9 protein-coding genes are annotated in these 13,503 nt (G+C 57.2%); 6 read left to right on the top strand and 3 right to left on the bottom strand.

Features of this window, described 5'->3' with window-relative positions:
• Positions 1–88 precede the first annotated feature (88 nt).
• From GNT65_RS17290 to GNT65_RS17300, 3 genes are all read left to right on the top strand, one after another.
• Positions 89–2,059, top strand: coding sequence for a TonB-dependent receptor (locus tag GNT65_RS17290; RefSeq protein ID WP_160798455.1), 1,971 nt, complete (start codon positions 89–91; stop codon positions 2,057–2,059).
• A 114-nt stretch (positions 2,060–2,173) separates the two neighbouring features.
• Positions 2,174–2,785, top strand: a complete 612-nt coding sequence (locus GNT65_RS17295) for an arylesterase (RefSeq protein ID WP_160798456.1) — start codon at positions 2,174–2,176, stop codon at positions 2,783–2,785.
• A gap of 241 nt (positions 2,786–3,026) precedes the next feature.
• On the top strand, positions 3,027–3,758 hold the full coding sequence (locus tag GNT65_RS17300) for an HDOD domain-containing protein (protein WP_160798457.1): 732 nt from the start codon (positions 3,027–3,029) through the stop codon (positions 3,756–3,758).
• Between the two features lie 342 nt (positions 3,759–4,100).
• Here the strand turns inward: GNT65_RS17300 and GNT65_RS17305 are convergent, their stop codons facing one another.
• Positions 4,101–5,000, bottom strand: coding sequence for a LysR family transcriptional regulator (locus GNT65_RS17305; protein ID WP_160798458.1), 900 nt, complete (start codon positions 4,998–5,000; stop codon positions 4,101–4,103).
• Between the two features lie 200 nt (positions 5,001–5,200).
• Between GNT65_RS17305 and metE the strand changes: the two genes are divergently transcribed.
• A complete protein-coding gene (metE, locus tag GNT65_RS17310) occupies positions 5,201–7,480 on the top strand; it encodes a 5-methyltetrahydropteroyltriglutamate--homocysteine S-methyltransferase (RefSeq protein WP_160798459.1) in 2,280 nt (759 codons plus the stop codon).
• Positions 7,481–7,594: 114 nt separating this feature from the next.
• Here the strand turns inward: metE and GNT65_RS17315 are convergent, their stop codons facing one another.
• Positions 7,595–9,109: an SEL1-like repeat protein gene (locus GNT65_RS17315; protein WP_160798460.1), complete on the bottom strand. Its 1,515-nt coding sequence runs from the start codon at positions 9,107–9,109 to the stop codon at positions 7,595–7,597.
• A 208-nt stretch (positions 9,110–9,317) separates the two neighbouring features.
• On the bottom strand, positions 9,318–10,868 hold the full coding sequence (locus tag GNT65_RS17320; RefSeq protein WP_160798461.1) for a glutamate synthase-related protein: 1,551 nt from the start codon (positions 10,866–10,868) through the stop codon (positions 9,318–9,320).
• A 233-nt stretch (positions 10,869–11,101) separates the two neighbouring features.
• Between GNT65_RS17320 and GNT65_RS17325 the strand changes: the two genes are divergently transcribed.
• Entirely contained in the window at positions 11,102–11,704 is a 603-nt protein-coding gene (locus tag GNT65_RS17325; RefSeq protein ID WP_338091788.1) for a gluconate 2-dehydrogenase subunit 3 family protein, read from the top strand.
• Between the two features lie 43 nt (positions 11,705–11,747).
• Complete coding sequence (locus tag GNT65_RS17330) at positions 11,748–13,451, top strand: GMC family oxidoreductase (protein WP_160798462.1); 1,704 nt, start codon at positions 11,748–11,750, stop codon at positions 13,449–13,451.
• Positions 13,452–13,503: the final 52 nt, after the last annotated feature.

Here is a 13,503-nt window from a genome sequence, read left to right on the forward strand (position 1 = left end):
CAGATCTCGAAATGCGACCTTGGCGGTTTGATGGACAGCGCCCAGTCGTGACGCCTTGCCCTGTTTCCCTTTTAGGAGTTAAAGGAAAATGGGTACACAACCTAGTAAAATTGCGCTACTGCTTGGCGCCTGTCTGGCCGGGAGCTTTCCTGCCTTAGCGGAAAGTTCGGGCACCCCAGGACCTGTGGATGAAACCATCACGGTTATCGGCCGCACCGAAAACACCCCTATCAATATCGCGGCTAACGTCAATGTGATCGACGCCGCCGCCATCGAGCTCAGCGGTGCCACCAACCTCACCGAGTTGCTGCGCGGACAGAGCGGCATTCAGGTGTCAGATTCAAACTCGGGGGCCGTGTTTGCCATGCGTGGCTTCGGTGCCAGTCAGGCGGTCAACAACACCTTGATCCTGATCGATGGTCGTCGCCTCAATAACATCGATATCGCCGCGCCAAGCATCGGCGCCATCGGGCTCAATCAGGTGGAGCGAGTCGAGATCCTCTCAGGCAGCGCCGGTGTGCTCTATGGAGACCAGGCAGTTGGCGGGGTGATTAACATTATCACCAAGGCGCCGAAAGATAACGGCGGCAGCCTGCAGCTCTCCGGCGGCAGCTTCGACACCTTTGAGGCCAAGGCCGAGGGCTCAGTCGCCATCAACGACAACTGGCGCCTCTATGGCGCAGCCAACCATCTCAAGAGCGACAACTATCGCGATCATAACGCCAGCAAGACCAGCTCAGTGCTGGGACGCCTGCAGTATGACGATGAGGCGCAGCAGTTTTTCGCCGAGGCGAGTCACTATGACAACTACCGCGAGCTTGCAGCTGCGCTGAATGATGATCAACTCAAGGAAAACCCAAGACAAATGGGTGATCTGAAGCAGGGCGATCTCTTTATCGATGCCTACCTCCATGAGATGACCACGGCGGCCCGCACCGGCTATCAGCGCCAGCTGAATGAGGCCTGGGCACTGGGCGCCGACCTTAACTACAGCGATACCCTGACAACCGGGCTCAGCACCTGGAACACAAGCCGCCGCGATACCCGCTCCCTGCTGGAGTTTAAGCCCAAGGCTGTGGCTAACATCAAGACGGATAACGGCGAGCTTAAGCTGGTGACCGGCCTGGATCTCAGTCGCGGCGAGGCGACATTTAGCAATCGCAGCAATGTGCAGAAGCTGGCCAGCGCCTATCTGCAGGCGACCGTGCCCCTCACCGAGAGCTTCAGCTATGTGGTGGGTGGTCGTTACGCCGAGGTGACAGATGAGCTGGTGGACGCCAGTGCCTATCCAAATGGGATCGATCTGGATCAGGATGCCCATGCCTTCGAGCTTGGCCTTAACTATCGCCCGAGCCAGCAACATAGATTCTACCTGCGGGCCGACGACAACTTCCGTTTCGCCAAGGTGGACGAGCAGGCCTATACCCCGGCTAGCATTCAGGGGCTCAAGCCGCAGACGGGGCGCAGTTACGAGGCGGGCTGGGATCTGCTGCTCGAGCGCAATAGCCTGCGCCTGAGTGCCTATCGTTTGGATCTCGAAGATGAGATCGTCTTCGACCCCAGCGCCGAGACGCCTGTCGGTGGCAGTTTCCCCGGCGCTAACGTGAACGCCGATGCCTCACGCCGTTATGGGGTGAGCGCAGACTGGGACTGGCAGGCGACTCAGGATCTGCTGCTTGGGCTTGAGTACAACTACATAGACGCCGAGTTTACCGAAGGGCTGAACGAGGGTAAGGCGCTCTCCTGGGTGGCCAAGAACACAGGTCGTGGCTATGTCAGTTACGATGTTTATGAACATCTGCAGCTCTTCGCCGAGGCGGTCTACACAGGTGAACGTTACATAGAGGGCGACAATGCCAACCTGGGTGATAAGCTCGATGCCTATACCCTGGCGAACATCGCCATCAACTATAGCCGCGATGCCTGGCTGGCCAGCCTGCGGGTCGACAACCTGCTGGACAAGGAGTATGTCAGCTCAGGGTATTTCAGTATTTATGGTAATGGCTACTACCCTGGTTCGGGTCGGGCACTGCGCCTGACCGCCAGCTATCGCTTCTAAAGTGTTTTAGCCTTAGAGCCAGTCAGATCTGACTGGCTTTTTTATTGCCTGCTGTTCATCATGGAACCAGGATATTTTTAGTGATACCAATCATAGTGAGTATGAGGGTAAAGGATGAAACTAAAGTGGTTGCTTGTGCCGGTGATCCTGCTGCTGGCAGTCGTCTTCTGGCCAAGCGGCGGGCCTTCCTTGGCTCCGCTGGCTGGGGGCGCCAGAATCCTCACCTTTGGCGATAGCCTGACTAGAGGCGTGGGCGCTAGCCCTGGCATGGATTATCCTGCGCAGCTGCAAACAATGAGCGGACGCGTGGTGATCAACGCCGGCATCTCGGGAGAGACCAGCTCTCAGGGCCGTGAACGTTTCGCACGGGTGCTGGATGAGACTGCGCCGGATCTCATCATCTTGCTCGAGGGGGGCAATGACTTTCTGCGTAATGTGAGCGCAGAGCAGGTCGAGGCTAACCTTGCGGCCATGCTGGCACAGGCCCAGCGACGTGACATCCCTGTGGTGCTGGTCGGCGTGCCTCAGAAGAGTCTCTGGCTGGAAACTGCGCCCCTCTACGGGCAGTTGGCGGCACAATATAATCCGCTATTTATTGAGGATTTTCTGACAGAACTGCTAAAATTATCAGAGGTAAAATCTGATGCGATTCATCTCAACGATGAAGGTTACCGTCGTCTCGCCGAGCACCTATATCAGCGTCTGCAACAGGCAGGTGCCCTATAGCTAAAATGGCCCTGGCAGCAGCCAATCAATGGGCGTCACCCCTTGGTTAAGTGGCGGAATCTTGTCGTTTATCTTTCGTCCATAGTAGGCTGAAAGCCCAAGCGTGAGTGGCAAGATGAATTTATTTAGGTTAATGTCCGTTTTTACCCCAAATCGACTTGACCCAGGCAGTCGTTTTATGGGTAAATTCTCGGATAACAAACGGCGCCGTGCCAATAATAAATCAGGTTAATAACTTCTCATGACAGATCTTGAGCATCAGGTATTCACTCAAGTACGCGCAATTATTGCCAATGAAGAACAGGTTATCGGGCGACGGGGAATACTGATCCCGTTGAAGAAAGCCATTATTGCAGATGGCGATATCCGCAATGTGATCGATATTGTCTCTTCCGATCCCGCCCTGGCGGCGCATCTGCTGTGGCGCAGTAATTCGGCCGCTAATGCAGGCGGCGTGGTGTCATCTAAGAACCGTTCCCTAAAAGATGCCCTGGTGCGTTTAGGCCAGGTCAATATTTACCGATACGCCTTTACCTTCTATCTTAAGGAGCGTCTCGATGAGCTGCCTCAGCCATACAAGAAGCTGGTGTATGGCTACTGGGCGCTAACCGAGAGCATTGCCACCGATGCTGTGGATAGTCTGCATCATATGGACGGGGTGAACATCAATCCCGATGAGGTACAGACCCTGGCGCTGTTTAGCGTGTTTGGCGAGATCATCGCCCTGACCGCTTTCGCCTATCTGAATGCCGAGTCGGAACAATCCTTCCCGCTCTCTATTATCAAGTCGCTGATTGATAATCAGAAGCAGACTCTGACCCTGGAGGCCTTCGACTCCTTAGGCCTGGATGAGGAGCTTAGGGAAGAATTTATGATCGCCCACAACCTGCGTCAGACCCGTAACCCAGACTCTCCGGGCTTAGTGCTGCGCCGGGTGCTCTCCATGCGCAATCAACTGCTTAACCCGCTCTAGGGCCTGTTGACCTTTTAGGTTCATTTTTGCAGCATTCTGTATCGATTTTATACAAGGCAGAGTGATTGTAATGCAGTGAGCTACATCAATGAGCGATAACGCAGTAGAAAAATGATACAGAAGCTGCCCGCAGGGTTCGTCTTGAGCACGTTCAACTCTTTGTTACTCGGCTTTTATATAGAATAACTATATCTCAAGCCTCGAGCCGCGATTTGAACGTGCTCAATTAGAACAAAATTTGTTCTCAAAAGGCCAACAGGCCCTAGGGCCTTCGACCAGATAAAAGAAAACCTGCCGAGTGCAGGTTTTTTGTGTCTTGATTTTGGTGATATGAAACAGAGCCTAATGCCCTTGACGTTCCAGCCCCTCTGAGGTCACTAGATTAAGCCACTGCTGGGCGAGTCGGGCGTTGCTGCCGTTGCTGCGATAGGCGCCAAACAGCGGGCGTTTGAGACCCTCAGCCCCAAGTTTTACTGCCTTGAGTGACAGGCCGTGGGCCTCGTTAATAGACCAGCTAGGCAGGGCGGCAACCCCATCTTTACAGGCGATGCGTTGCAGCAACATGGCGGTGAGGTCACAGCGGATCTGTTTGGCAACCGGCACCCCGGCAGGCTCCAAGAAGTGGCGGTAGATATCCAGTCTGTCCAGCGGCACAGGGTAGGTAAGCAGGGTCTGATCCCTAAGCTGCGCGGCCGTGACATAGGGGAGTTCGGCCAGTGGATGATCTGCGGCGACCAGGAGTTTAACCTCGAAATCGAACAGGTGCTGATAGGCGATATCATGATCAGGAATCGGGTCTGAGGTGAGCACCACGTCCAGTTGTCCCTGCTTGAGCGCAGTCAGCGAATCGAACAGATGGCGGCTCGACAGCTCCAGATTGGTGTGGGGAAAGCTGGCATTAAACTGCTCTATCACCGGCATCAGCCAGCGAAAGCAGCTGTGACACTCTATGCCCACAAAGAGATCTTTCGCCTCGGCGCCCAGGCCATTCTTCAGATCGATTTCGGTTTCTATCACCTTAGGCAAGATCTCTTCGGCCAGATTGAGCAGCCGGTCACCCTCCTGGGTAAAGGAGAGAGGTTTACTCTTACGTACGAAAATTGCCGAGTTGATGCGGGTTTCCAGTTCCTTGATCTGGTGGGATAAGGCCGACTGGGTGACAAAGCGCTTCTTGGCTGCGCCCGCGAGACTGCCGCTCTCTTTCAGGGCGACCAATGTACGTAAATGCCTAAGCTCTATCATTTTTACCTCACATGAATTTGGCTCATGTTGCTCGTGAAATCAATTCGATTGCGAGACAACAGACTAGCACAATAAACTTCTAGACGTCCAGACGCCCGTTTTAGTTTGTTGTGCAATTCCAGTTTTCAAACCTGTATTGCGATGACAGCGAAGGGCGCTAACCATGAATTTCGCTCATCTTAATGCAAAAGGTATACAATATGCAAACTCTAGATATCGCATCATTAGGCTTTCCCCGTATCGGCCGTCAACGAGAACTCAAATTTGCCCTGGAAAAATATTGGCGTGGCGAGATTGACCAAGCGCAGTTGCAATCGGTCGCCAGCGAATTGCGCAGAACCCATTGGCAGTGGCAGCAGGCGGCGGGGGTGAAGCAAGTGCCGGTAGGGGACTTTGCCTTCTACGATCAGGTGCTAACCCTGAGCGCCACCATCAATGCCATCCCGGCGCGCCATCGCAGCGGCGAGCAGGTGGATCTCGATACCCTGTTTCGAGTGGCCCGTGGCCGCGCCCCCACGGGGGAGGCGAGCCGTGCCGCCCAGATGAAGAAATACTTCAATACCAACTATCACTATATAGTGCCCGAGCTGACGGCGGGTCAGCGCTTCGAGATAGCCTATGAGCAGCTGTTCGACGAGGTGGCCGAGGCTAAGTCTCTGGGGCATCAGCCTAAGCCGGTATTGCTTGGCCCGGTCAGCTATCTCTATCTCGCTAAGTGCGAGGGCGAGCCCTTCGATAAGCTGAGCCTGTTGCCGGCGCTGAGCGAGGCCTACCAAGCTATTCTGGCGCGATTTGCCGACCAGGGCGTGACCTGGGTGCAGCTCGACGAGCCTATCTTGGCGCTGGAGCTTGATGATGACTGGCAGGCGGCCTTCGCGCCCGCTTACCGGGCACTCAGTGGTCAAGGTGTTAAGCTGCTGCTGGCCAGCTACTATGGCTCTGTGGCCCATCATCACGGCTTGATAAACGGGCTTGAGGTCGATGGCCTGCATCTGGATCTGGTGAGCGATGCCGAGCAGCTCACTCTGTTCGGCGCCAGCTTGAAGCCGACGCAGGTACTCAGCCTTGGTGTGATCAACGGCCGTAACGTGTGGGCGGCGGATCTCGATATCTTGGCCGAGCGTTTGCGCGGCCTGGTGGCGGATCTCGGCGAGCGTGTCTGGCTGGCGCCTTCCTGTTCGCTCTTACATGTGCCCGTGGATCTGGAGAGCGAAACCGAGCTGACGCCAGAGCTCGCCAATCAACTCAGCTTTGCCAAGCAGAAACTCGATGAGCTGGCCGCGCTGCGCACCTTGTTGCTTACCCCTCAGAGCGAGGCCGCCCAGGCGATAGTGGCGCGCTGCGAGGCGAGACGTCAGGCCCGAGAGCAGGCGGCCAACCCTGAGGTGCAGGCGAGACTCGATGCGTTAACGCCAGAGGATTTCAATCGCTCCAGTGGCTTTGGCGAACGTCGCCTAAAGCAACAGGCTCGTTTTCGTCTGCCGCTGCTGCCAACGACGACTATCGGCTCCTTCCCGCAGACACCGGCCATTCGCGGCCTGCGCAGTCGCTGGCGTAAGGGGGAGTTGACCGAACGGGCCTATGTGGCGCAGCTCGAGGCGGTGACTCGCGACAGTATCGAGCGTCAGCTCAAGTTGGGGATAGACGTCCTGGTTCATGGCGAGGCTGAGCGTAACGATATGGTGGAGTATTTCGGCGAGCAGCTCGACGGGGTGGGCTTTACCCAGTTTGCCTGGGTGCAGAGCTACGGCTCGCGCTGCGTCAAGCCGCCGCTCATCTACGGCGATGTGTCACGTCGTCAGCCGATGACGCTCGCCTGGGCAAGCTTCGCCCAGAGCCTGACCGACAGGCCGGTGAAGGGGATGTTGACCGGTCCTGTGACCATACTGCATTGGTCCTTCGCCCGGGAAGATATTGGCCGCGAGCAGATCGCCAATCAGCTTGCCCTGGCTATCCGCGACGAGGTGGCCGATCTGCAGGCGGCGGGGATTGGCATCATACAGATAGATGAGCCGGCATTTCGAGAAGGCCTGCCGCTGAAGGCAAGCGATTGGCAGCATTATCTCGACTGGGCGGTGGCCGCCTTTAAGTTGAGCGCGGCGGGCGCCGAGGATGAGACCCAGATCCACACTCATATGTGTTACAGCGAATTTAACGCCACCATAGACGCCATCGCCGCCATGGACGCCGATGTGATCACCATAGAGACCTCGCGCTCGCATATGGAGCTACTCAATGCCTTCGAGGATTTCGAGTATCCCAATGAAATAGGCCCGGGGGTGTATGATATCCACAGCCCGAACATTCCGACAGTGGAGCAGATGGTGGCACTTATCGAGAAGGCGGCGACTAAGATTCCTGTGGGACAGCTGTGGGTGAACCCGGATTGTGGCCTTAAGACGCGCACCTGGGATGAGGTGGAGCCTGCGCTGCAAAACATGGTGAAGGCAACCAAGGAGCTGAGACGCCGTCTGGGTTAGCCTCTTTTAATCCCCGTTTTTAGACTAAGGGTGACCAGCTTACTGGCCACCCTTTTTTGGCTTATGTTTTCAAGCTTAAGCTCTTTGAACTTAGCGACTAGTGCTGGTGAAAGCCTAGTGACCGGCGAGAGCCCCTCGTAACTCATCGAGACGCCGATCAAACAGCGCCTGCTCGGCCTCGCTAAAGCCTTGTTTGAGGCTGACTAAGCTGCTCTCCATCTCGCCCGAGGGTAGAAAATAGAACCTATCTTCCAGGGCGATCTGTGCCCAGACGGCGGCATCGACCCTAAGTCCCTGCTCGGCGCAGGCCTTGTGTAGTGGCTCAAATGCCAGGTTGTCGCCGGCGAGCGCGGCGCGCTCCAGGAAGCTAACGGCCTCTCTCGGATGACGTCGGCCCCTGTCATCTTCATGGAGCAGGCGCAGGCCATGGGTCAGATCTATGCAGGCCTGCTGAGACTTGTCTATGGGGTGCTCGGTGAGAAATGCTTGATACAGGCTCTCGGCCTGCTCCTTCTCATAGCTGCCCATCTTGGCGCTCAACTCCTTGACCCGTTCTAGGTGATAGGGAGCGGGGTCTGTCGCGGCCAATCGATAGTAAGCTAGGGCAGTGGGTAGGTGCCGACGTGTGCCAAGCCCCTCCTCGTGAGCCTTGCCCAGGAGGAAGAGGGCATCTGTCCACCACTGCTCAGCTAATGGCGTGAGCAGGGTGATCGCCTCACTGTGACTGTCGCTGGCTCTTCTATGTTTGAGCAGTAGCTCCCCCAGTCGGTAGCTGGCGCTGTTGTTTTCCAAGGCCATGGCCTGTCTTAGGCACTCCTCTGCCTTATCGATATCCTTAGGCAGATGTTTGCCTTCCTGATAGATATGGGCCAGTTCGATGAGGGCAAACTCGTTATCCTCTGCCTCCTCGCGCATCAGGCGCTCGGCCTCGCGTGGGTCGGCTGGGCCACCTTCTCCCCTAAGCAGCATCTGCGCGAGTTGGTTCTTGGCCAAGGGCTCACTGTCGGCAATCGCCATGAGCAGGGATCTGGCCCTGGCGGGATCCGGCTCGCCGTGGCGAGGTTCCTGCAGGAGGTTGGCCAGATGGTATTGCGCCTGAGTGTCACCGGCCTCGGCCGCAAGCTCGAGATAGTGCAACGCCTTGCTGCCGTCTGGGTCGAGCAGCGGGCTCTCCTGATAGAGTCTACCAAGCTCAGTCTGCTGCTGGCTGTTGCCCTGATCGGCGCCAGGTTTCAACATGGCTTCCAGCTGTTCCTTGCCGTCTTCTTGGGTGGGATGGACCTTAAATTTCAGCATCTGGCGTTGAAGCTGGGCAAATTGCTCATCGAGCTCGGCCGCTTTCTGAAACCAGTGATCGGCCTTGCTCTTATCAAATAGATGGTGATCTTCTAGGCTGTAGAGTTCACCGAGGAACTGCGCCGCGTGGGCCATCCCCATGGCGGCAGCGCGCTCCAGATAATCGAGGGCCTGGGCTTCCCGACCGCTGTGCAGCAGCTGATTGGCGAGAAAAATTACCTCATCCGGGCCACCGCTGACTTCGATGGGCTGTTTGCCGCGCCAGTTTAGGTAGACCAGCAGCAGGGTGATGATGAGTAGGGCTAAGATTATCGAGAAAATAACGACTTGCATTGTGATCCTTCACATTATCTATGGCTGAATTGAGGTGGCTATTGGCCTTTGGCGATGGATTGTCCTAAATCGCTGGCAAGTGTGCACCTATTTGCCTTGTTAAACAAGTCTTTACTGGTTGGGCTTTATCTTGTTGTCTTGGCTGAATAGCGCTAGGTGCCCGCCTCTTTCGAGGCGGAGGCGGGCAGGTGAGGTGTAACCTGTCACGTTAAATCGGTGTCACGCCGGCGTAGGAGATGCCCGAGAGCCTTGCCATCTCACTGTGCCAGGTGGCGAGATCGCCCAAGGTAAAATCCTGCAGGCGGTGATGGCCACAGGCCCTGGCCATCACCTGCATCAGCTCGGTGGAGGCCTGCAGAAAGTTGGCCAGCTGCTGAGCCGACTTGTCGATATTAAGGCGCTGACGCAGGTCGGCATTCTGGGTGGCAATGCCGGCGGGGCAGTTGTTGGTGTTGCAGATTCGGGCCGCGACGCAGCCGATCGCCTGCATGGCACTGTTGGCCAGGGCGACGCCGTCTGCGCCCAGCGCCATGGCCTTAACAAAATCCATGGGTAGTCTGAGGCCGCCTGTGATGATGAGTGTCACCCGACCGCTGGCGCCCTGTTGATCCAGGTAGCGGCGGGCGCGAGCCAGGGCGGGGATGGTCGGCACACTGATATGGTCGCGAAAAATCTGTGGCGCCGCGCCCGTGCCGCCGCCTCGGCCGTCGAGTATGATGTAGTCGGTACTGGCATCGAGTGCAAACTGAATGTCCCGCTCAATATGATTGGCGCTCAGCTTAAAGCCGATAGGCACGCCACCGCTGAGTTCACGCACCCTGTCGGCGAAGCGTTTAAAGTCGGCCACCGAGTTAAGATCTCTGAACCTGGGCGGCGAGATGGCATCTTGCCCCGCCGGAATACCGCGTATCTGGGCTATCTTACCCTGGTTCTTACTGCCCGGAAGGTGGCCGCCTGTGCCCGTCTTGGCGCCCTGGCCGCCCTTGAAGTGAAACGCCTGTATATTGGCCATCAAGGCTTCCTGATAGCCAAACTGGGCGCTGGCCAGCTCGTAGAAGTAGCGCGAGTTGGCCGCATGCTCCTCGGGCAACATACCACCCTCGCCGGAGCAGATCCCGGTCCCCGCAAGCTCGGCCCCCTTGGCCAAGGCAACTTTTGCCTCCTCCGACAGGGCGCCGAAGCTCATGTCTGATACCAGTAGTGGGATCTTAAGCCTCAGGGGCTTGCGTGCCTCGGGGCCAATGATCAGCTCGGTGTCGACCGCTTCCTCCTCGAACAGGGGCTTGCTTGCCATCTGGGCCGTCATGAGCTGAATCTCATCCCAGCTTGGCAGCTGGTATCTGGGTACTCCCATGGCGACCATGGGACCGTGATGACCTAGGCTCTTGAGTCCCTCTCTGGCAAGCTGATGGATCAATTCGACGTCGGGTTCCTCCTGGGTTGCTACCGCCTTGGGAGCCTGATCGTCATCTTTGGTGATTGCCTCGCGGCCCGGGCCCTCCTTGCCCACCTGCTCGGCGCGAAATTGCTTGTGGGTGCCGTCGCAATAGGGGGCGTTGCCCGTGTGTTTGCAGGCGCACAGGTAGGCCTCGCCGCTTCGCTCGGCGGTAAAGGCCTTGGGGCTAAGTCCCGTTCCCTTGTGGGAACCATCGCAAAAGGGCTGGCTGTTTGAGCGGCCGCAGACGCAGAAATAGTATTCTTCTCCTTTGGTTAGCTCGACTTTCTTGGGCTTGTTATCGGCGATGACGGGTTTAACCATGGGGGATCCTTGGGCTTGCTATGGGGCTATTGTCTTTAGTCTAGGTGCTTTTGGGATGAGTCGCCGCCTCGTTATGCTTAGCCGCCATCTGCTGGGTGTTGACCCGGCGCGCCGAAAAATTCACACTCAATTGAATCGAATTGGTGGTGAGCAGGGTCTTATGTAAAACATCACCTGCCTGATGAGAAAAGGCGAGAGAGCAAGTAGGCCAGTAAAACGAGAAGGAGATCGATGTGGTGAGGAGCAAGCGCGAAGCGAAAAAACAATATGCCTTCGAAACTGGCCTGAGCCGGCGCGACTTTATTGTCCGCAGCGGCGCACTCGGGCTGCTGCTGTCGGTCAAGCCTGAGTTGAGCTGGGGCAGTGAAGAGGGCTTCTCCCTCACCACACGGCCTAAAGGTTTCGACGTGATCAACCGCGCCATTATAGAGAGCGTGCAGCAGCATTTGTTTCCCGACGATGGCGATGGCCCATCGGCCAAGGAGCTGAACGCCTATCGCTATCTGCTGTGGGCCATGGAAGATCCCGATAATCGCGCCGATGAGGACAGGCAGTTCATCTTGCAGGGGGCGGCCTGGTTGGAAGATTGGGCCGATACCCAGACCGGACGTAGCTTCCTGGTGCTGAGCTGGGATGAACAGGAGGCGCTGCTGCAAGAGATAGCCAAGAGCCGCGCCGGGGAAAACTGGCTCTCCCTGTTGCTCTATTACCTGATTGAGGCATTGATGTTAGATCCACTCTACGGCGGTAACCCGGATGAGATTGGCTGGCGTTGGCTCGAACATCAGCCAGGCTTTCCACGGCCCGTGCCGGGTAAGAGTTATCTGGATTTTTAAGTCGAGATGATAGGTTATTTTTTACAGGCGAGGGATATTTGCGATGGGATTAGCAGCTAAGGGGGAGGCACAGGCGCCGCAGCAATTTGAGGTGTGTATTGTCGGCAGCGGCGCGGGCGCAGGTCCCATCGCCTATGAGCTGGCCAAGGCCGGGATTAAAGTGGTCGTGCTGGAGAAGGGCGACTGGTATACCGAGCAGGATTTCGTCAAAGATGAGCAGTTGCCGCGCCACCGGGTGTTTCGCTCCCAGTTCGATGAGGAGAGACACGTGCTCGAGCTACCCGACGGCGAAGGCGGCTGGCGCAGGGAGACCACGGCGCAGTTTTGGGGCGGCAATATCGTCGGCGGCGCCTCTAACTTTATGAGCGGCTATTTTCATCGCCTCAAGCCGAGTGACTTTCGTCTCGCCTCCACGTTTGGGCCTATTCCCGGTGCTAACACGGTGGACTGGCCCATCAGTTATGAGGAGCTCGAGCCCTACTATGCCAAGGTGGAGCAGATTGTCGGCGTCAGCGGCCGGGTGGTGAAGCACCCACGGCTCGAGCCGAGATCGACCCGGGACTATCCCTTTCCGCCCACCGCCGAGCACCCCATAGCGGCGCGCTTCGACAATGCCTGTCAGACACTTAAGCTGCATCCTCTGCCCATGGCGAGGGCGATTCTGTCTCGCCCCTTCAAGCAGCGTTTGAGCTGCGAGTATTCCGGCTATTGCGGCAGCTATGGCTGCCACTCCGGCGCCAAGGGGAGCTCGCGGGCGGCGCTGCTCAACGATGCGGTGGCCAGCGGCAATTGCCGCATCATCACTCGGGCCAAGGTGTATCGTCTCAATAGCGATGCCCAGGGAAGAGTGAGCTCAGCCGACTATTTCGATGCCAGCGGCAAGAGCAGGCGAATTGTGGCCAACATCTTCGTGGTGGCCTGCTATGCCATAGAGAGTGCCCGCCTGCTGCTGGCCAGCACCGGCGAGAAACATCCCAAGGGGATAGGCAATCGCCATGATCAGCTGGGTAAGAACCTGCACTGCTGCGCCGGTGGCACGGGCCATGGGGTGTTTAAGCTCGATAAGTTACCTCTGGAGACGGCCAAGGGGCTTAAACAACGTGGGCCCTTCTTTAACCGCGCCCTGCAGGACTGGTATGTGATCGACGACAAGACGGCGTTCGATAAGCCGGTGAAGGGCGGCACCTTAGACTTTGTGTTTGACCCGCCAGCGCCCACCAGTGAGGCGAATGCCCTCAAGTGGCAGGAAGGCAACCTGCTGTGGGGAACGCCGCTCAAGCAGAAGCTTAAGGCCCACTTTACCCAGTCGCGGGACTTTAAGTTCGAGGTCTTCTGTGACTGGCTAACCAATGATGACTGTTATGTCACCTTAGACGATGAGGAGCAAGACAAGTGGGGTCAGCCGGTGGCCAGGGTACGCGCCGGTTTTCATCCCCATGATCTTAAGGTGGCCCAGTATCTGGTCGATCGGGGCGTGGAGGTGATGAAGGCCATGGGCGCCGACGAGGCCTGGGGCAATGTATTTAGTGACCCGACGGCTAACCTGGTGGCCGGCGGCTGTCGTTTCGGCAAGGACCCGCAAACCTCTGTGCTGAATCCCGATTGCCGGGTACACGACTGCGATAACCTTTATGTGACCGACGGCTCATTTATGCCTAACGGCGGCAGCGTCACCCCGACCCTGACCATCTATGCCAACGCCTTTCGGGTGGCCGACAAGTTGCTGGAGCGCCTCACAAAGGATTAATGGTACGGGATATTGCGACCGGGCCATACAGGGATCGCAAAGCTTTTCTATA

Source organism: Shewanella insulae, assembly GCF_009831655.1.
Classification (GTDB): domain Bacteria; phylum Pseudomonadota; class Gammaproteobacteria; order Enterobacterales; family Shewanellaceae; genus Shewanella; species Shewanella insulae.

Bases quoted from the DNA above. Each gene is read 5' to 3' on its own strand.
- GNT65_RS17290 (WP_160798455.1), top strand. From the start codon at position 89: ATGGGTACACAACCTAGTAAAATTGCGCTACTGCTTGGCGCCTGTCTG.
- GNT65_RS17295 (WP_160798456.1), top strand. From the start codon at position 2,174: ATGAAACTAAAGTGGTTGCTTGTGCCGGTGATCCTGCTGCTGGCAGTC.
- GNT65_RS17300 (WP_160798457.1), top strand. From the start codon at position 3,027: ATGACAGATCTTGAGCATCAGGTATTCACTCAAGTACGCGCAATTATT.
- GNT65_RS17305 (WP_160798458.1), bottom strand. From the start codon at position 5,000: ATGATAGAGCTTAGGCATTTACGTACATTGGTCGCCCTGAAAGAGAGC.
- metE (WP_160798459.1), top strand. From the start codon at position 5,201: ATGCAAACTCTAGATATCGCATCATTAGGCTTTCCCCGTATCGGCCGT.
- GNT65_RS17315 (WP_160798460.1), bottom strand. From the start codon at position 9,109: ATGCAAGTCGTTATTTTCTCGATAATCTTAGCCCTACTCATCATCACC.
- GNT65_RS17320 (WP_160798461.1), bottom strand. From the start codon at position 10,868: ATGGTTAAACCCGTCATCGCCGATAACAAGCCCAAGAAAGTCGAGCTA.
- GNT65_RS17330 (WP_160798462.1), top strand. From the start codon at position 11,748: ATGGGATTAGCAGCTAAGGGGGAGGCACAGGCGCCGCAGCAATTTGAG.